Annotated in this window: 19 protein-coding genes and 1 tRNA gene; 14 read left to right on the forward strand and 6 right to left on the reverse strand. The window is 59.5% G+C overall.

The genetic code is table 11. The features are described 5' to 3' along the window. Window positions 1-69 precede the first annotated feature (69 nt). Entirely contained in the window at window positions 70-891 is an 822-nt protein-coding gene (locus tag KGB29_RS00195) for a c-type cytochrome (RefSeq protein WP_154860703.1), read from the reverse strand. A 595-nt stretch (window positions 892-1,486) separates the two neighbouring features. Between KGB29_RS00195 and KGB29_RS00200 the strand changes: the two genes are divergently transcribed. The 3 genes from KGB29_RS00200 to KGB29_RS00210 all read left to right on the forward strand — a co-directional run bounded on the left by KGB29_RS00200 (window position 1,487) and on the right by KGB29_RS00210 (window position 5,679). Further along, entirely contained in the window at window positions 1,487-2,692 is a 1,206-nt protein-coding gene (locus KGB29_RS00200) for an acetyl-CoA C-acetyltransferase (protein WP_154860702.1), read from the forward strand. Between the two features lie 24 nt (window positions 2,693-2,716). Then, the gene (locus KGB29_RS00205; RefSeq protein WP_154860701.1) at window positions 2,717-4,861 is read left to right on the forward strand and encodes a 3-hydroxyacyl-CoA dehydrogenase NAD-binding domain-containing protein; all 2,145 of its coding nucleotides are present in this window, start codon (window positions 2,717-2,719) and stop codon (window positions 4,859-4,861) included. Between the two features lie 95 nt (window positions 4,862-4,956). Then, a complete protein-coding gene (locus tag KGB29_RS00210) occupies window positions 4,957-5,679 on the forward strand; it encodes an amidotransferase (protein ID WP_057715731.1) in 723 nt (240 codons plus the stop codon). 100 nt (window positions 5,680-5,779) lie between these two features. On the opposite strand, the gene KGB29_RS00220 is transcribed toward KGB29_RS00210, so the two are convergent. The 3 genes from KGB29_RS00220 to KGB29_RS00230 form a co-directional block, all read right to left on the reverse strand. Next, entirely contained in the window at window positions 5,780-6,751 is a 972-nt protein-coding gene (locus KGB29_RS00220; protein WP_154860700.1) for a magnesium and cobalt transport protein CorA, read from the reverse strand. 159 nt (window positions 6,752-6,910) lie between these two features. Then, window positions 6,911-7,633 carry a lysophospholipid acyltransferase family protein gene (locus tag KGB29_RS00225; RefSeq protein ID WP_057715729.1) on the reverse strand — a complete coding sequence of 241 codons (723 nt, stop codon included), beginning with the start codon at window positions 7,631-7,633 and terminating at the stop codon, window positions 6,911-6,913. Between the two features lie 214 nt (window positions 7,634-7,847). Continuing rightward, entirely contained in the window at window positions 7,848-8,537 is a 690-nt protein-coding gene (locus tag KGB29_RS00230; RefSeq protein ID WP_154860699.1) for a crotonase/enoyl-CoA hydratase family protein, read from the reverse strand. 308 nt (window positions 8,538-8,845) lie between these two features. On the opposite strand from KGB29_RS00230, the gene KGB29_RS00235 reads away from it, so the two are divergent. From KGB29_RS00235 to KGB29_RS00280, 10 genes are all read left to right on the forward strand, one after another. Continuing rightward, window positions 8,846-8,935, forward strand: a tRNA-Ser gene (locus KGB29_RS00235). Window positions 8,936-9,468: 533 nt separating this feature from the next. After that, on the forward strand, window positions 9,469-9,723 hold the full coding sequence (locus tag KGB29_RS00240; RefSeq protein WP_154860698.1) for a type II toxin-antitoxin system HicA family toxin: 255 nt from the start codon (window positions 9,469-9,471) through the stop codon (window positions 9,721-9,723). Continuing rightward, window positions 9,720-10,052 (forward strand): type II toxin-antitoxin system HicB family antitoxin, encoded by a 333-nt coding sequence (locus KGB29_RS00245; RefSeq protein ID WP_150812359.1) that lies wholly within the window; start codon window positions 9,720-9,722, stop codon window positions 10,050-10,052. Before KGB29_RS00240 ends, KGB29_RS00245 begins: the two co-directional genes overlap by 4 nt. Window positions 10,053-10,111: 59 nt before the next feature. Continuing rightward, a complete protein-coding gene (locus KGB29_RS00250) occupies window positions 10,112-11,455 on the forward strand; it encodes a serine hydrolase domain-containing protein (protein WP_154860697.1) in 1,344 nt (447 codons plus the stop codon). After that, window positions 11,452-11,772, forward strand: coding sequence for a YbjQ family protein (locus KGB29_RS00255; protein WP_090454008.1), 321 nt, complete (start codon window positions 11,452-11,454; stop codon window positions 11,770-11,772). Before KGB29_RS00250 ends, KGB29_RS00255 begins: the two co-directional genes overlap by 4 nt. A gap of 146 nt (window positions 11,773-11,918) precedes the next feature. After that, on the forward strand, window positions 11,919-12,107 hold the full coding sequence (locus KGB29_RS00260) for a hypothetical protein (protein ID WP_057716647.1): 189 nt from the start codon (window positions 11,919-11,921) through the stop codon (window positions 12,105-12,107). A 311-nt stretch (window positions 12,108-12,418) separates the two neighbouring features. Continuing rightward, complete coding sequence (locus KGB29_RS00265) at window positions 12,419-12,787, forward strand: hypothetical protein (protein WP_007988063.1); 369 nt, start codon at window positions 12,419-12,421, stop codon at window positions 12,785-12,787. Window positions 12,788-12,902: 115 nt separating this feature from the next. Next, on the forward strand, window positions 12,903-13,382 hold the full coding sequence (locus tag KGB29_RS00270) for a YMGG-like glycine zipper-containing protein (protein ID WP_150812360.1): 480 nt from the start codon (window positions 12,903-12,905) through the stop codon (window positions 13,380-13,382). Between the two features lie 16 nt (window positions 13,383-13,398). Next, on the forward strand, window positions 13,399-13,581 hold the full coding sequence (locus KGB29_RS00275) for a hypothetical protein (protein ID WP_150812361.1): 183 nt from the start codon (window positions 13,399-13,401) through the stop codon (window positions 13,579-13,581). A gap of 107 nt (window positions 13,582-13,688) precedes the next feature. Next, entirely contained in the window at window positions 13,689-13,898 is a 210-nt protein-coding gene (locus tag KGB29_RS00280; protein WP_150812362.1) for a hypothetical protein, read from the forward strand. 55 nt (window positions 13,899-13,953) lie between these two features. Here the strand turns inward: KGB29_RS00280 and KGB29_RS00285 are convergent, their stop codons facing one another. Further along, a complete protein-coding gene (locus KGB29_RS00285) occupies window positions 13,954-17,121 on the reverse strand; it encodes an RHS repeat-associated core domain-containing protein (RefSeq protein ID WP_411736801.1) in 3,168 nt (1,055 codons plus the stop codon). Window positions 17,122-17,533: 412 nt separating this feature from the next. Between KGB29_RS00285 and KGB29_RS00290 the strand changes: the two genes are divergently transcribed. Beyond that, a complete protein-coding gene (locus KGB29_RS00290; protein WP_090454016.1) occupies window positions 17,534-18,229 on the forward strand; it encodes an HAD-IA family hydrolase in 696 nt (231 codons plus the stop codon). Between the two features lie 137 nt (window positions 18,230-18,366). Here KGB29_RS00290 and KGB29_RS00295 read toward each other — a convergent pair whose 3' ends face one another. After that, the gene (locus tag KGB29_RS00295) at window positions 18,367-19,113 is read right to left on the reverse strand and encodes a 3-oxoacyl-ACP reductase family protein (protein WP_151213299.1); all 747 of its coding nucleotides are present in this window, start codon (window positions 19,111-19,113) and stop codon (window positions 18,367-18,369) included. Between the last annotated feature and the right edge of the window lie 112 nt (window positions 19,114-19,225).

Raw genomic sequence — 19,225 nt, forward strand, 5'->3', positions numbered from 1 at the left:
GCTGTGCGCCGCAGATCAAATGTGGGAGCGGGCTTGCTCGCGAAGAGGCCGGTCCATGCAGCACAAGACTTAGGGCTTCACCTTCCGGCCCGACATATGCTTGAGATACCCCACCAACATCCCCAGATCCCTGTCCGGCAACACCTCGGCCGAGAACCCGGGCATCTTCGCTTGCGGCCACTGGCGCAAACTCTGTGGATCGCGGATGTAGCGCTTGAGGAAGTCCGCACCGAAGTACTCGGTCGGGTTGTACGGAATATTCAGGTCCGGCCCGAATTGCGCGTCCCCGGCGCCATTGAGTCGATGGCAGGCCAGGCAGTTCTTCTGGAACAACGCAAATCCCTTGTTCACCGGATCATCCGCCTTCAATGCCGGATCGGGCAGCAGTGCGGGAAAGCGCTCGGCCACGGGTGCCAGGCGTTTGATGCTCGCCACCTGGAATGGCCATTGTTCTGGGCTGATGTTGCCGGCCTGCGGATTGCTCCAGACCAGATAGAACGGCCCGGCGCCTGGCTTGCCTTCGGATAGCGGTGGCCAGGGCTTGCTCGGGTCTTCAATCGCCAGCCACGCCTGTGCACCCTGGGTATTGAGCAACGGCGCGGCGGTCATTTCGGCGGCAAAACCATCCAGCGCAACGGCTTGCAGGTGGTCTTCAGGCTTGATGCCGTCCAGCAGTGCGGACAGCGGCACGGCGCGGTAGCTCATGTCCCGCTTGTAGGAAACGTCGTTGCTGATGTCGATGGTTTGAACCTGAGGATGCTTGAGCAATTGCTCGGTCTGCCAGGTGCGACTGTTCGCGCCCAGCTCCAGGTTCAGCTGTGCGGCATACAGGGGCGAGCCGAACAGCGTGGCCCCGAGCAGAATGAGCATTTTCAAGTGATCGCCGTCCATGTCGTGCAAGTGCCGCAAAGATTGGCACAGCCACGCTGGCCCGGGTAGCGGGCCAGTCACATTTTGAGAGTGGCAATTCAAAAACTGTGACGCCGTAGCTTTATAGACGCGACTAGCCGATGACCTTGGTCAGGTTCGGCAATATCAACAACAGCGTGGTGGCGAAAAGGATGAGCCCGGCTTGACGTACTTTCGATTGTTTGAACATGGCTTGACCGCCTTTTTTGTTATTTCCTGATGCCTGCCCGCATAGCATCCATGATGGCAGCGCGTTGCACTTCCTGTAGTGACGAGTGCCTCGGCAAAACCCGACGACAACTTCGTACATGTTCACCTTAGAGCCCGCGATACACTTGGCTTAGATCCATTTCGTATGGTTTTCTTCAAATTCGCGTTAAAAATGGCATGAGGCCTAGTGCCAGCTTCTTTGGCACCCGTTGGCTAGACAGCTTGGTGTCCTGAACGGTAGCTGACTACCGTTCGTCTGAGCGTGAGCGTCAATGTCTGTGAGCGCTGCGGTCATTGAATCAAACGCGGCTCGGGCCAAGAGTGGGCACTCGGTATTTACCCACCTGCACTGCGGTTCGAGGACGTCATGACCCAAGCATTGATTTTCGACGCGTTACGCACGCCCCGTGGCAAAGGCAAGGCCGATGGCGCCTTGCACAGCGTCAAACCGGTGAACCTGGTGGCTGGTTTGCTCACCGCACTGCAACAGCGCACGGCGCTGGACACCAGCCAGGTCGATGATGTGGTGCTTGGCTGCGTAACCCCGATTGGTGATCAAGGTTCCGACATCGCCAAGACTGCCGCTCAGGTGGCCGATTGGGATGTCAGCGTGGCGGGAGTACAGATCAACCGGTTCTGTGCTTCGGGGCTGGAGGCCGTGAACCTCGGCGCGATGAAAGTGCGTTCCGGTTTCGAAGACCTGGTGGTGGTCGGTGGTGTCGAGTCGATGTCCAGGGTGCCGATGGGCAGCGATGGCGGGGCCTGGGCGCTGGACCCGGCGACCAACCTGCACAGTCACTTCACGCCACAGGGCGTGGGTGCCGACCTGATCGCCACCCTTGAAGGCTTCAGCCGTCAGGACGTCGATACCTACGCCCTGCATTCCCAGCAAAAGGCCGCGCGAGCGCGGGCCGATGGCTCGTTCAACAAATCGCTGGTGCCGGTGCAGGACCAGAACGGCATCATCCTGCTCGATCACGATGAGTTCATCCGCGCCGACTCGACCCTGGAAGGCCTGGGCAAGCTCAAGCCGAGTTTCGAGATGATGGGGCAGATGGGTTTCGATGCCACCGCGCTGCGGGTCTACAACCATGTCGAGCGGATCAACCATGTGCACACCCCCGGCAACAGCTCCGGGATTGTCGACGGCGCGGCGCTGATGCTAATCGGCTCCGAAGCCAAGGGCCGGGCGCTGGGCTTGCAGCCACGGGCGCGGATTGTCGCCACGGCGGTCACCAGCACCGATCCGACCATCATGCTCACCGGCCCCGCGCCGGCGACCCGCAAGGCGTTGGCCAAGGCCGGGCTGCGGGTCGAAGACATCGACCTGTTCGAGGTCAACGAGGCGTTCGCGTCGGTGGTGTTGAAATTCATCAAGGACATGGCCGTCGATCCGGACAAGGTCAATGTCAACGGCGGCTCAATCGCCATGGGCCACCCGCTGGGCGCCACTGGCTGCGCCATTCTCGGCACCCTGCTCGATGAGCTGGAAGCCCGGCGCCTGCGTTATGGCCTCGCGACCCTGTGTGTCGGCGGCGGCATGGGCATTGCCACCATCATCGAACGCCTCTGAGCCCGGACATCAAGGAACCCAGTTATGAGCGAAGCCATTCGTTACGAAAAAGACCAGGACCAGATCGTCGTCCTGACCATCGACATGCCGGGCCAGAGCGCCAACACCATGAACGCGGTGTACCGCGAAGCCATGGCGGACTGCGTTGCGCGCCTGGTGGCCGACAAGGACAGCATCGCCGGTGTGATTATCACCTCGGCCAAGAAGACATTTTTCGCTGGCGGCGATCTCAACGAGCTGATCAAGGTTGGCAAACCCCAGGCCAAGGCCTTCTACGACATGGTGCTGAGCCTCAAGGACCAGTTGCGCGCCCTGGAAACCCTCGGCAAGCCTGTGGTCGCGGCGATCAATGGCGCCGCACTGGGCGGCGGCTGGGAAATCTGCCTGGCCTGCCATCACCGCGTGGCGCTGGACCATCCGTCGGTGCAACTCGGCCTGCCGGAAGTCACCCTTGGCTTGCTGCCAGGCGGCGGAGGCGTGGTGCGCATGGTGCGCATGCTCGGCCTGGAAAAAGCCCTGCCTTATTTGCTTGAAGGCAAGAAAGTGCGGCCACCACAGGCATTGCAGGCAGGATTGATCGACGCGCTGGCGACCGATCACGAAGACTTGTTGGCCAAGGCGCGGACGTGGATTCTGGCCAATCCAGCGGCGGTGCAGCGCTGGGACGTGAAGGGCTACCAGATTCCGGGCGGCACACCGTCAAACCCGAAAGTTGCGCAGATGCTGGCGATTGCGCCGTCGATCCTGCGCAGTAAAACCCAGGGCACGATGCCCGCGCCAGAGAAAATCCTCTGCGCAGCGGTCGAGGGCGCCCAGGTGGACTTCGACACGGCGCACTTGATCGAAACCCGCTACTTCACCGAACTGACCACCGGCCAGGTCTCGAAAAACCTGATTGGCACGTTCTGGTTCCAGCTCAACGAAATCAATGCCGGCGGCTCGCGGCCTCAAGGCTTTGCACCTTATGTCACCCGCAAGGTCGGCGTGCTCGGCGCCGGGATGATGGGCGCCGGTATTGCGTTTGTCAGTGCGTCGGCGGGGATCGATGTGGTGCTCAAGGACATCAACCTCGCGGCGGCGCAGAAGGGCAAGGCGCATTCGGCGGCGCTGCTGGACAAGAAGGTTGCTCGCGGACAAATAAGCATCGAGCAACGCGACACCGTTCTGTCACGCATTCAAACCAGCGAAAGCGATGCCGACCTGGCCGGTTGCGACCTGATCATCGAGGCCGTGTTCGAGGATCGGGATTTGAAGGCCAAAGTCTCGTTGGCGGCGCAGAAGGTCGTCGGCGCGGACGCGGTGATCGCCTCCAACACCTCGACCTTGCCGATCAGCGGCCTGGCGTGTGCCGTGCCCGATCAGAGCAAGTTCATCGGCCTGCATTTTTTCAGCCCCGTGGAAAAAATGCCGCTGGTGGAAATCATCAAGGGCGCCAACACCAGCGATGAAACCCTGGCCCGCGGCTTCGATTACGTCCTGCAAATCAAGAAAACCCCGATTGTGGTCAATGACAGCCGCGGTTTCTTCACGTCGCGGGTGTTCGGCACCTTCACCAATGAAGGCATTGCCATGCTGGGTGAGGGCGTGAGCGCGGCGATGATCGAGACTGAAGCGCGCAAGGCCGGCATGCCGATAGGACCGCTGGCGATCTCTGACGAAGTTTCCCTCAGCCTGATGAACCATATTCGCCTGCAAACGGCCAAGGACCTGCAAGCAGAAGGCAAGCCGCTGACAGAACACCCGGCATTTACCGTGATTGACTTGTTGCTCAATGAGTTCAAACGTCCGGGCAAGGCTGGCGGTGGAGGTTTCTACGAGTATCCGGCGGGCGGCCAGAAACACCTGTGGCCTGAGTTGAAAGCCCGCTTCGAGAAAGCCGACGGGCAGATTTCGCCCAAGGACGTGCGTGATCGCCTGCTGTTCGTGCAAGCCATCGAAACCGTGCGCTGTGTGGAGGAGGGGGTGTTGACCTCGACGGCGGATGCCAACATTGGCTCGATCTTCGGCATCGGTTTCGCCGCCTGGACCGGCGGTGCGCTGCAGTTCATCAACCAGTACGGCGTGCAGGACTTTGTGGCCCGAGCCCAGTATCTGGCCACACAGTATGGCGAGCGGTTCGCGCCTCCTGCCTTGCTGCTGGAGAAGGCCGCCAAAGGGGAGGCGTTCTAAGGGGGAGATGATGCATTTCGGGGCTTGCCTTGTCACAGCGTTTCAAGGCAGGCTCTGGGGTGTGCATTATTCCCATCACGTGTCAGGTATTTTTTATGTCGTTACGCATCTGCATTCTGGAAACCGACCACCTGCGTCCGGAATTGGTTGACCAATATCAGGGCTACGGGCAGATGTTCAAACACCTGTTTTCGCAGCAGCCGATTGCCGCCGAGTTCACGGTCTACAACGTGGTGCAGGGTGAGTACCCAAGCGACGACCTGACGTTCGACGCCTACCTGGTGACGGGCAGCAAGGCCGACTCTTTCGGCACCGACCCGTGGATCGAAACCCTCAAGAAATATCTGCTGACCCGCTACGAGCGCGGCGACAAGCTGCTGGGCGTTTGCTTCGGTCATCAGTTGCTGGCGTTGCTGCTCGGTGGCAAGAGCGAGCGTGCGACCCAAGGCTGGGGCGTCGGCACCCACAATTACAAATTGGCCGCCAAGGCGCCGTGGATGAACCCGGTGCGCGAAGAATTGACGCTACTGATCAGCCACCAGGATCAGGTCACGTCGCTGCCGGAGAACGCCACGGTTATCGCTTCCAGCGACTTCTGCCCGTTTGCCGCCTACCACATCAACGATCAGGTGCTGTGCTTCCAGGGGCATCCGGAGTTCATCCACGATTACTCCCGTGCCCTGCTGGAAATTCGCCAGCAGGCACTGGGCGAGCAGGTCTACTCCAAAGGTATCGCGAGCCTGGAACAGGAACACCACGGCACCACGGTTGCCGAGTGGATGATGCGGTTTGTCGCGCACAAGCCAACAGCTGTTTAAAACCTGTAGGCGCGAGCCCTGCTTGCGATGGTCGTGAACGATAACGCGCCAAACCTGACAGCCCGCGGTGCTCTCAGGTTTTTCGCGAGCAGGCTCGCTCCTACAGCCACCCCGATTTCTTGAAGCTCGCCCACAACCCCAGACAACCCACCGTAATAAACCCCAGCACCCCGAAATACCCGTAGTGCCAGCTCAGCTCCGGCATGTTCTGGAAGTTCATCCCGTAGATCCCCGCCACCGCCGTCGGGAAGGCCAGGATCGCCGCCCAGGCCGCAAACTTGCGTTGCACCACGCTCTGGCGTGAGGCCTCCAGCAGCACCCCGACCTCAATCGTCTGGCTGGCAATATCCGCCAGCGTCGTCAGGTCTTCCATCTGCCGCGTTACATGAATCTGCACATCGCGAAAGTACGGGCGCATGTTCTTGTCGATGAACGGGAAGCTCAGCCTCTGCAATTCCTCCCCGATCTCAATCATCGGTGCCACATAGCGACGCAAGCGCAAAACATCACGACGCAGGCCATGTAGCTTCTGGATGTCGTAGTCATTGAGCGAGCCGCACAACACGTTGCGCTCCAACTCATCGATTTCCCCGTGAATGGCTTCGCCCATCGGCTGGTAGTTTTCGATCACGAAATCGAGGATGGCATAGAGTACGAAATCTTCCCCATGCTCAAGCAATAGCGGACGCGCCTCACAGCGCTGTCGGACATGGGCGTAGGACGCGGAGTGACCGTTGCGCGCAGTAATGATGTAGCCATTGCCGGCAAAGATATGCGTCTCGATGAACTCGAGTTTGCCCTCATGGCGGATGGGCGAATACGTCACGATGAACAGCGCATCGCCGAAGGTTTCCAGCTTCGGTCGGCTGTGCTTTTCCAGGGCGTCTTCGATGGCCAGTTCGTGCAGGTTGAACTGGCGTTGCAGATTGTAGAGCTCCTCGGCGTTCGGCTCTTCGAGGCCGATCCAGACAAAGTGCCCGGGCTTTGCAGCCCAGGCTGCGCCTTCGTCAAGGCTGATATCAGTGACTCTCTTACCGGCGCTATAAACCGCAGCAGCAACAACTCTACCCATGATGGTGGTTCACTTCTTTTGGCAGCTTTCAATTGGCAACGAATGCATTGGCAGTGTGGATCAGCTTAGCCTTGCAGTGTTTGAGAGTCAGTTAAATCTGCCGAGTTCTGGGCAAAGACGCGCAGGCAAAAGAAAACCCGCACCAGGCGGGTTTCTTTTTCAGGCAGCTTGCAGTTGCCGGTCCATCGATTCGATGCATTCACGCATCTGCTCGCGGCACTGGGCGATCAGCAGGGGCATGTCGTCCAGGCTCAATCCGGCGGTGGGAATCGCCGGCAACGAGCGAATCAGAATTTTCCCGCTGCGCCAGCGGTTCAACCGCATGTGTTTGACGTAACTGCTGACGCACACCGGGACAATCGGCACCCCGGCGGCAATCGCCATCTGAAAGGCGCCTTTCTTGAAGGGCAGCAAGTCCTCACCCAGGTTGCGCGTGCCTTCCGGGAAAACCCAGATCGAGGTGTCTTTGTTTTGCAGGGTGTGGGTGGTGGTCAACATCGACTTGCGTGCCTTTTGCGCATTGCCACGGTCGATCAGCACATTGCCGGCCAGCCAGAACAACTGCCCGAACAGCGGCACCCACTTCAGGCTCTTTTTGCCGATGCACACGGTACGACGGGGCACCACGTTGCCAAACACAAACAGGTCATAGTTGGACTGGTGATTGGCGATGATCACGCAGCTGTCGGGTTTATCCATCAACGGCCCGACTTCGGCCTTCACTCGCAAACGCAAAATGCACATGGCCGGCCATGCGTACAGGCGTGCGCACAGGCGGCTGTTGTCCGGATTGAACGGCCGGCACAGGCCGAGCATCACCCCCAGCACACCCGCCACGATAAAGTGCAGGCCCATCAATGACATACGGCACAAAAACAGCATTTACAGGCCCCACCGGGACAAAAGGTGGCGCAGTGTACGGATGTGCACTGTTTTCGGCAATTGCTCCCAGGGAAGTGGGAGATGGAGGATGTTTGAGCTGATGTTTCCGACTGTTTGGTCAGATGCGGTCTAGAGCGGTCACAGACGTTTAACACAGACATGTATGAAAAAGCCCGACACGACGGTCGGGCTTTTCGTTGCAGCAGATCCGGGCTTAGCCCAAATGCTCCTGATCCTGGATGATCGCGTTGTCCAGGACCTCCAGCAGCGCTTTGCGCACTTTCAATTTGGTGTTCTTGTGCGCGGTCATGTTGATCTTCTTCAACTGACGAGCCGCCGCCAGTGCCGCGCCTTGCAGTTCTTCAGGCGAGACCACGACATCGAGGAAGCCGGCCGCCACGGCGCCTTGTGGATTGAACATCTCGCCGTTGACCACCGAACGCTGCAACGCCACTTTGTTCAGGCGGTCACGGGCAATCTCGATGCCCGCGTGGTGCATGGTCATGCCGATCTGCACTTCGTTCAGGCCAATGCTGAACGCACCTTCAACGCCGATGCGATAGTCAGCCGACAACAGCAGGAACGCGCCCTTGGCCACCGCGTGCCCCGGGCACGCCACGATCACCGGGAAGGGGTGCGACAGCAGGCGGCGGGCCAGGGTCGAACCGGCGGTCACCAGCGCCACGGCCTCTCTAGGACCGGCCGTCATCACCTTCAGGTCATAACCGCCAGAGAGAATGCCCGGCTGGCCGGTAATGATCACCACCGCACGATCAGCCACTGCCCGATCCAGCGCAGCGTTGAACTCGGCAATCACATCCGGGGAGATGGCATTGACCTTGCCATTGCTCAGGGTCAGGGTCGCGATACCGTCTTCGAGATGGTAGGAAATCAACTCACTCATGACGCTATTCCTTTCAATAAAGTTGGGCAGACGTTACCCACCGCCGCAAGCCAGGTAAAGCGCCGTGACTGACCCGCCAGTCACCCTTTGCCCGCCCGTCAGGCGCAGCCCGCCGTGCCTGCTGCGCATTCCCCTCTATATAGAAGAGGGCACGAAGCCGGAGATTGGCCGGTTTGCCATGGCCGGGAACGACCGGAAACGCTGAATCGCGTTAACCGCATGAAAATTCTGAAAAAAATGTTTGCCATCGGAAAAGCTTTCGACTACATTAGCGCGCCTCGACAGACAGAACATGTTTGAAGAGATACGGTGAAGTGTCCGAGTGGCTTAAGGAGCACGCCTGGAAAGTGTGTATACAGGAAACTGTATCGAGAGTTCGAATCTCTCCTTCACCGCCACATTCTGCAAACACAAACCCCTGATTTTCCTAGAGAAAGTCGGGGGTTTGTGGTTTTTGGCGTCTGAAAAAGGGCCGTATGTGAACAAAGTGGGAACGCAGATGATTTATGGGGTGTTCTAGCTCGCACGATATGAGTGAGAGCATCAGACAAGTACCTATCTCGCTAATGCCTGCTTTCGGTCAACCGTCTCCTTTCGTGCGAAGTGATTATAAAAATGCAGTCTTCTTAGGGAGTATCTATACAGATCCACTTAAGGGTGTCCCGCCCAGGTTAAGACCAGCAAGGTAGTGGCCAGCTAAAAACGCAGCAAGCGTAAGGCTTTACGCAACTCTCGGAAATTGCCTACAACCCCGGCGAGAGTCACCCCGATATCCTGCCTGCCTTGCAAAACAAACGGTTCCACACGAAAAACGCCGCTTTCCTGTTCTGGATAAGCGGCGTTTTTTTAAGCACGCGTTAGAGGTTTCTCCCACGCATCAGCGATGTCATTCGCGGTTGCTAAACCCTGTGCGGTATCATGATATAATACCATGAATAATAAACAGCTCAGCACCCTCAAAACCGTATTTTCAAGACCAGCCCCGGCCATCATGGAGTGGTCACGCATCGAATCTTTGTTCGGCGCTGCAGGGGCAAGAACCATCGAAGGCAATGGATCGCGAGTACGTTTTGAACTGAATGGCGTGGTGGCCACTTTTCATCGGCCCCACCCCGACAAAGAAGCCAAGCCCTACCAGGTGCGTGACGCCCGGGCTTTCCTTGAGCAAGCAGGAGTTACCCCGTGAACGTAATGAACTACAACGGCTACTCAGCCCGAATCGAGTACAGCGACGAAGACGGCCTGTTCGTCGGCCACATTGCGGGCATCAAGGATGTTGTCGGGTTTCACGGCGAGTCAGTCAAAGAACTTCGCACCGCATTCGAAGAGGCCGTCACCGATTATCTGGAGACTTGCGCCAAACTCGGCCGCACCCCACAGAAGCCCTATTCAGGCCATCTCAGTCTGCGCCTGGCCCCAGCCCTTCACGCGACGGTAGCTGTGAAAGCTCAGTTAGCCCACAAAAGTATCAATCAGTGGGTTGCTGATGTTCTTGATCGCGAGGCGCATGCTTAAGCAGTGAATAAGCCGATCCGGCTGTAGACTGCTCAAACTCTTCGAACGGAATCGACATCATGCTCTATCCTCGCGCCAGTTTTCGCGGCGCAGCCAGGCTCATCGCGGCTGTGTCGATAGTTGCCACGTCATCACTGGCCCTCGCATCCGCCCCTGCGACTTTTCCCGACGCCCAAGCCAGTGACCCGGCCAAACTTGGCTGGATGGTCGGTTCGCCACCCTCCGCTGATCGCACCGTGCGCTTTGAAGACGGCAGCTATTTCCAGTTCCCGGCAATGCGCTGGAGTGTTTCGAATTTCCGGCAACTGATGCCGACGATCAACGTTTCACGCGGCCTGGGTGCTCCGGTTCCTCTGGAGACAGTGCTACGCAAAGATATCGACGGGATCAGTTTTGTCCCGCTTGGCGCCAAGGCGCCGATGACGTGGGAGCAATCCCTCGCGGCCACGTACACCGATGGCATTGTGGTGATGCACCGCGGGAAAGTTGTCTACGAACGTTACTTCGGCGTGTTGAAGCCGGACGGCCAGCACGCCGCAATGTCAGTGACCAAGTCCCTGGTCGGCACGCTGGGTGCCATGTTGGTGGCGCAGGGGCGCATCGATGCTGACAAGCGGGTTGCCGAATATGTACCGGAACTGGCGGATTCTGCGTTTGGCAGCGCCACGGTACGGCAGGTGCTCGACATGACCACGGGCCTCAAATACAGCGAGGACTACGCGGACCCGGATGCCGAAGTCTGGGCCCATGCCCGGGCAGGCAACCCGTTGCCCAAACCCAAGGGTTATGAGGGACCGCGCAGTTACTACGAGTTTTTGCAGACGGTGCAACCGCAAGGCGAGCACGGCAAAGCGTTTGCCTACAAAACCGTCAACACCGACGTGTTGGGCTGGGTCATTGCCCGCGCCACCGGCCGCAATGTTGCGCAACTGCTGTCGGAGAACATCTGGAGCCGGTTGGGTGCCGAGCAGGACGGCTATTTCACAGTGGACTCCATCGGCACGCCGTTCGCCGGTGGTGGCCTGAATACGGGGTTGCGGGATCTGGCGCGTTTTGGCGAGATGCTGCGTAACGGCGGTCGGTTCAACGGCCACCAGATAGTGCCAGAGGCAGTGATCGACGATATCCGTGGCGGCGGCGATAAGCAGGCTTTCGCCAAGGCGGGTTACACATTGCTCAAAGACTGGAGTTACCGGTCGATGTGGTGGGTGACGAGCAAGGAAGGAGGGGCATTCATGGCGCGTGGGGTCCATGGGCAGCGCATTTATGTCGACCCGAAGGCCGAGATGGTCATCGTCCGCTACGCATCCCATCCGGTGGCCAGCAACTCGGCCAATGATCCCGTCACTTTGCCGGCGTTTGACGCGTTGGCTGACTATCTGAACAGGAAGGAACACCCATGATCATCACCACGACCCAGTCCATCGAAGGCCGGCAAATTACCGCCTACCTGGACATCGTCAGCGCCGAGTCGGTGCAAGGGATCAACGTTGTCCGCGACGTGTTTGCCGGGATGCGCGACTTTTTCGGCGGGCGTTCCCAGACACTGGAGCGAGCGTTGAAGGAAGCACGCATTCAGGCCACCGATGAGATCAAGGAGCGGGCGCTGGCGCTTCAGGCGGACGCGGTGGTCGGGCTTGATTATGAGATCAGCATGCCGGCCGGAAAGGGAGGGATGGTCGTGGTGTTTGTGACCGGGACTGCGGTCAAGTTGAGGTAAAAGGTGAGAAGCCATTCGTCGGTCACGGGGAAATCCGAACGGCAGGTCCGTTAGTGACCGTCTAGTCTCAAAAACCTTGGCGATCGATATTCCTTCAGGCAAAGGGCTTGCCGCTGTCGATCGCGCTTTTTGAAAAGGGTGGAGAGATGGTTGATCCGTATATCGAGGACGATGGCGCAGAGTTTCCGATCAACAACTCCGTGCGGTGTGGTCAGACCCAGTATGTGGCCAGTTTCGGCGAGGACCAGACTGAGGTCGACAAGATCAAGACCAGGGCGTGCCGGGTACTGAAGGGCAAATTTTTACCCAAGGTGACAGCGCCGGTCAGGAAGTAATCGAACGTCAGGTAGACCCCGTCATAGAGCGGGGTTTTTCATGCTCGAAAAGTTTTATGACAATTTTTTTGAAGGGGGGGATCTTTCACGAACTTTTCACAACACCCTCCGTAATCTCGACTCATCCGTTAGAAAGCAACACCTGGCCCGTTTCCCCAGCGGGCTTTTTTTTGTCCGCGATAAAACCTTTTCGGTAAACGCTGTCCAACCCTCGCCAATCGCGAAGTTGGACCGGTGTGCTGGACTTTATCCGCGCAAAAGCATTCAATCTCGCCCCCTTTTGTGTACCCCCTATTTTTGAGGTTTTTGTCATGCGTTTAACACTGCCCGCTCTGGTTCTGGGGCTTCTGGTTGCTCAAGGTGCAATGGCTGGTGACGGCACTGCCGCGCTGGGCGGTGGCTTGGGCGGCGCATTGGGTAACGTCGTCGGCCAGAAGATGGGCGGCAGCACTGGCGCCGCGATTGGTGCGGGCGTCGCTGGCGCGGCAGGCAGCGCAGTTGCCGCCAAAAAAGGTCATCGCACCAGCGCTGCTATCGGTGGCGGTGTCGGCGCGGCCGGTGGTTCGGTGATCGGCAATAGCCTCGGCGGCAAGTCCGGTGCCACCATCGGTGCGGGCCTGGGCGGTGCATTGGGCGGCGGCGTGGGCAGCAACCTGGCCAATGGTCACAAGCGTCACTGATCCTGATCCAGATTTGAAAAGAGCCCGGCTTGATGCCGGGCTTTTTCATTTATGAACGTTTTACGCCGCAATGGCTCAAATCTTCCATACTCCCTTGAAGAATGTGAGGCGTGCCATGAACCCGAAAACCAACGACAAAAAAACCGTAAGCCAGAGTGCTCGGCGATTGATGTTGCCTGCGATTGTTTTTGGATTGTTGGTTTCTCAGGTGGCGCTGGCGGGAGGTAATGGAGATGCCGCAGTGGGCGGTGGTCTTGGTGGGGTGCTGGGCAATGTTGTCGGTGGCCAGGTGGGTGGTAGCACGGGTGCGGCCGTCGGTGCCGGAGTCGGCGGCGCGGCCGGTAGTGCCATTGCCGCGCCAAAGCGCAGTCGCACCGAAGCGGCGGTAGGCGGTGGTTTGGGCGCGGCGGGTGGATCAGTGATCGGCAACAGTCTTGGCGGTTCGACCGGATCGGCCATCGGTGCCGGTCTTGGCGGTGCAGCCGGTGGTGCGGTCGGCAATGATCTGGGGAGTGATAGCGGCCACTCCCATTCCGGTGGCGGACATAAACATTCGAACAAGCACCACAACAAGCACCACAATAAGCATCACTAGTTGAGCGAGGCATCCCATGACTGCGAAAAGCGAAGGCAAGGAAGAAAAGGGTCCGAGCGCACAGCCATCTATAAACGATCCCGGCAATGAAGATCCGGGATCGCTGATGGACGATGCGACGGTGCCGCTTAACGATGCTGATGATGCGGGCGATGTGGGGAATATCGAGTTTGAGGATGAGGAAGAGGACGAGGACTGATCGAATCGTGCTGTCGGATTGACCGGTTGTCCAGCTGATCGAACGCGTCCATCGCCCGATCCTCGCTAGGTCGTGGCCTGCACTTCAGGTCACACGAGAGGTGCGATATGAACACTGATCGGAAGGTCCCCGACGTTGATGAAACACCGGAGTATCCGCTGCCGTCGCCTACCGATTCCTTGAGCCGCGACCAACGACCACCGGACGATGATGATGCAGGTGTGGAGCAGGTTCCGAGCGACGACGATGATATAGAGGCCAATCCAGAAGATCGGGACGATGGCACGGGTGAGCCAGCTATTACAAAGCGACAGTGAAGCACCCCGGGTCTCGATTGCTTCTTTAAAGCTTTGGTCCGAGGGGGGAATCCGGTTAGAAAATTCCCCGGGGCGCTAGTGAGTCTCCGCAATACCCGTATTTATTCGACGGTTTTGGAGAGGGCGCATCAGGCTCTCCCTCATCAACCCTTGCCTTTCCTTGCTCATACGGCACCGAGCATCCCGGCTTGTTCTCCTGCGGGCAATTCCCGCCCAATCCCAATGGAGCCACCCACCCCGTCGGGTTCCGGGTGTACCGATACGGGTTCAACCCACCGGCCAGCATGACCGGATCCAGCGTCAGATAACGACCAATGTCGGGATGGTAGTAGCGATGACGGTTGTAGTGCAGGCCGCTCTCGGCGTCGAAGTATTGTCCCTGAAACCGTAGAGGCTGTTTGAGTCGTTCGCCGTCGCCCTGGCTCACTTCACGAAGTTTGCCGTGGGCGGTGTATTTGGCCGACCAGACGATAGCGCCGCCGTAGTTGGTCAGTTCCTGCGGGGTACCGAGGTGGTCGAGTTGGTAGTAGAGCGGGCGGGCGTCTGCCGGGCCTTTTCCGTCAAGCAGCGCCAGCGGGCGGAAGCTGCCGGGCTCGTAAACGTAGCTGCGGTAGTGCTCGGGAGCGCTTTCGGCGATGAGTTGGTCGCCTTGCCAGAAAAACTGCGTGGTCTGGCTGTCGACGGTTTTGCGGATGCGCCGACCGAAGGCGTCGTAGCGGTAGCTGACACTTTTACCGTCCGGGGTGCTGACGCTGATCAGGCGGTGCTGGCTGTCATAGGTGTATTGGGTGACTTGGGGCGGCATGCCGCGGCGTTCGCGGATCAGGTTGCCGAAGGCGTCGTAGTCGTAGTGGCTGTTGCAATGGCGGTGCAGACGGTTGCCCTGGAGCACGAGCGGGCCTGGACGGCCACGGATCAGCAGATTGCCGGCCGGATCATGGGTGAAGCTCTCCGCGAACGGATCGCGGTCGTGGCGTACGCCGGTCAGGCGGTCGAACGCATCGTATTGATAGTGGCGTTGGCCGTGACGGCTGTCGGCAATCTGCAGGAGATTGCCCTTGGCGCTGTAGGCATACTCGCGGCGATACAGCGTTCGTTGCTTTTGGCTGACGCAATGGACCTGCAAGCGGCCTTGCTCGTCGTAGGCGTAATCGCTGAGCAGCAGGCCCTGTTGGCGTTGCCGTTCGCGCCCGCCGACAAAACGGTGGCAGGTCAGGCGCGTGCCATTGAGATCGATGGCAGTGAGGGCGCCCCCCTTGGCATGGTGGTAGACAAGGACACTGTTGTCCGGAAGGTGCAGCCGCTTGAGCCGACCGCAGGCATTGTAGCCGTAACGCAGGGTGCCCCAGCCCTGATGTTCGGTGATCAGCCGGCCCTGGCGGTCGTATTCGAACGCCAGCGGATGGCCCTGACCGTCATCGACGCGAACCAGTCGCCCTGAGTTGTCGTAGTGGTACTCGACTTTGATTCCGTCGGGAAGGGTCTTGAGCAACAAGCGCCCGGCGCTGTCGCGTTGGTATTGTGTGACGAGTTGCGAACCGTCGTCGCCGAACTCGGTTTTTTTCAGCAACTGACCATTACCGTCATACGCATAGGTGGTACGACGGCCATCAAAGCCGGTTTCCTGTCGGATCAATCCGCCAGGCGTGTAGTCCAGCCGATAGGTGTCGCCGACCTCGTTTTCGATCTCGGTGAGCAACAGTTGCGCATGATCGTAGCCGTACTTCAGCGTGCTGCCGTCGGGGTTGATCCGACGGCTGACCAAGTGCAGGTCGTCGGCGTATTCGAAACGGGTTACCCGTCCCAGTTCGTCGGTTTCGGCGGTGACCTGGCCGTAGGCGTTGTAGCGATAGGCACGGCAGGCACCGGTGGGCAGCGTGATCCTGGTCAGTCGACCCACGGCGTCCCACTCATAGCCGGTGACGGCACAGTGTTCGTCCTGCCGGGTAATCCGCCGGCCCAGCACATCGTAGGAAAAAGCGCGCTGGGCACCGTCCGGCAAGGTCTCCTCCAACAGTTGCCCCAAGGCGTTCCAGACAAACCGGTGACCGCTCTGATCGGGGAATCGGATTGTCAGCAAGCGCCCCTTGGGGTCGTAGAAATAGCGGGTGATCTGCCCGTCGGGATCGGAAACAGCAGTGATGTCGCCCTGGGCATTGCGCTGACAGGTCCAGGTCGCCTGACCACGGGTGAGGGTGCGCAGGAAACCGTGCCGATAGTTGCAGGTCATGGGCGCCTCATCGGGCGCACGCCGCGCGATCAACCGGCCGGCTTCGTCATAATGGTATTCGGTGACGGCGCCGAGGGCGTCCTGCTCGGCGATCAGGCGACCCTGATCGTCGTAGGCCTTGTGCAACTCACCGCCGTCGGTCCCGACCTGGCGTACCAGGCGTGCGCGGTTGTCATGAACGTAAACCTCTTCGCTACCGTCGGCGTTGTTCACTGTCACACAGCCTTTATCGTCCCAGGCGTAACGTGCCTCCATTTGCGAAAACGAGGCCCAATGATGGATGCAGCGGGCTGCCTTGCCAGAGCGTTCCCACGCCCAGAAGAAACTCGCGCCGCCGGCCAGTTGCCGTTGCAGGATGACGTGCCGCTCGTCGTAGTCATAGCGCTCGCTTTCACCTGCGGCGTTGGTTGCCTCGATCAAGCGTCGGCGGGCGTCGTAGCGGTAGCTGACCAGTGTCTGTTCGGTGCGCCAGGTGTTTGCCTCGCAGTCGCCGCGCTGAAACACCTGATAGTCGACGGCCACCAGGTGCTTGACGTCGTAACGCAGCAATAAGGCGCGGTCGGCGCCGTTGTCCAGGCGTTGGATCCGATCACAGCGGTCCCGCTGCACCGTCAGGCGATTGCCGTAGGCATCGCTGATCGTGCTGAGCCGGCCGTCATGAAAGTGGTAGAACCGCGCGCGGTGGCCGGCCAGGGCGAGGATCAGTTCGTCCGGCTCTTCGCCGAGGTAAATCGCCGCCCGCGACAGGCTGTTGTGGATCACCGGGCGCACCGCCGTCGGCCGTGGAAAGGGCGTGCGGCGGTTTTCGGGGTCGATCCACAGCACCCGCTCGCTGTGGAGTTCCAGGTGCTGGGACAGCGAATGGCTCCAGCCAAAACCGAGACCGCTGTCGATTTCGACGGCACTGGTGCGATAGAGGCGGGTGAAGTCGAAAGGCAGGATTCCGTCGAGGGTGCCATCGGTCAGGGTCAGCAGTTCTTCACCGGTAACCATCGACACCGGGCCGTTGTGGGTGGCGGTTCGCTCGGCGGTGTCGATACTGACACCATTGGGGTTTTTCGCCTGTCTGGAGACGTCCTCGTGGCGTTCATGCCTGCCGGGGCAAAGTATCAGGGGACCGCTGGCGGGGCATGCCAATACCTCTTGGGGATCGAACATCTGCTGTCTTTCGCTTGGCGGAATGTGGAGCGCGAAACTCTGCGGGGGATCGGCGAGGAAAGAAGTCGGGAAAGGGTGGCGCTTGCTGTAGGGCGATTCGCTAAATCGCGGAGGGTCATTCGGCGCCGATCGGGATTTCATCATTGCTCTAGACCGGCGGCGCTCGCTATGCTGCTGAATCCTTTAATCCATGGGCATCGGCCGTACCTGAGCTGTCCGGGATGCCTTAGAAAACGGATCAGATGCGATGAATGCACCACTGAAAGCATTCGGCCCGATCAAGGCCGTGATTTTCGATATGGACGGCTTGTTGCTGGACACAGAAGGCATCTACACCGAAGTCACCTCTATCATTGCCGCGCGTTACGGCCGGACGTTCGACTGGAGCATCAAACAGAACATCATTGGCCGGGGCGCGGGCGATCTGGCGCGCTATGTGGTTGAAGCGCTGGACTTGCCGATTACGGCGCAAGAGTTTCTGGTGATCCGCGAGCCGCTGATGCGCGAGCGTTTTCCTACAGCGCAGGCAATGCCCGGAGCACAGGAACTGGTACGGCATCTGAAGGCCAACAACATTCCCATTGCCGTAGGCACCAGTTCTTCGAGCCAGTCGTTCGGCCAGAAAACCACATTGCACCGCGACTGGTTCGCCTTGTTCGACTTTATCGTCACCGCCGATGACGCCGAGGTGGGCGCGGCCAAACCAGCACCGGATATTTTCCTGACGGCGGCGCGGCGCCTGGGTGTTGCACCGCAAGACTGCCTGGTGTTCGAGGATTCGCCCTTCGGCGTCACTGCGGCGAAAGCGGCAGGGATGACGGCAATTGCGATTCCGGATGCGGCAATGGCAGATGCCAGGTACGCACACGCCGATGGCATTCTTCGTACGCTGAAGGCGTTTGTGCCGAGTGCTTTTGGTTTGCCGGCGCTGGAATGGACCTAGCTAAAAAGACGGGTCGACTCTGGCAAATGTGGGAGCGGGCTTGCTCGCGAAGGCGGTGTACCAGGCAACATTGATGTCGTCTGATTCACCGCTTTCGCGAGCAAGCCCGCTCCCACATTGGGTTTGCGTTTAACGCATCAGGCGCCGAAACCACCGTCGATGGTCAGGCTGGCCCCCGTGATATAGCCCGCTTCAGGGCTGACAAGGTAGGCGACGAAGCTGGCGATCTCTTCGGCCTTGCCGTAACGGCCCACGGCCATCAACGGGATCAGGCTTTCCGCAAAGTCACCCTCGGCCGGATTCATGTCGGTGTCGACCGGGCCCGGTTGCACGTTATTGATGGTGATGCCTTGCGGGCCGAGATCTCGGGCCAGGCCTTTGGTCAGGCCGACCAGCGCCGACTTGCTCATGGCGTACGGGCCACCACCGGCGAAGGGCATGCGGTCGGCGTTGGTGCTGCCGATATTGATGATGCGACCGCCTTCGGTCATGTGTCTGGCGGCGGCCTGGGTGGCGATGAACACGCTGCGCACGTTGATGGCCAGGGTCTGGTCGAAGTCTTCGAGTTTGAACTCGGCCAGCGGTGCGACCGCCAGTACCCCAGCATTGTTGACCAGGATATCCAGGCGACCGAAGGCTTCTACCGTGGCGGACACGGCACCGCGGATGGCGTCGGCGTCGGCGCTGTCGGCCTTGATGGCCAGGGCCTTGCCGCCCTTGGCGGTGATGCTGTCTTGCAGTTCTTCGGCTTTGGCCGTGGAGCTGACGTAGGTGAAGGCAACGGTGGCGCCTTCAGCAGCCAGGCGCTTGACGATGGCTGCGCCGATGCCGCGGGAACCACCTTGAATCAAGGCCACTTTGCCGCTGAGGTTCTGAGTAGTCATATTGATCTCCAAGTCCCGAGGCGAGATGTCCCGGTTGATGGAGGCTAGTATCGATTCAGGATTACGTGCTGTGTAGACCATAGTTGCGATAGTCTGTGTAAACCAAAAGTTT

Source organism: Pseudomonas sp. BF-B-30 (assembly GCF_019956305.1).
GTDB lineage: Bacteria > Pseudomonadota > Gammaproteobacteria > Pseudomonadales > Pseudomonadaceae > Aquipseudomonas > Aquipseudomonas jessenii.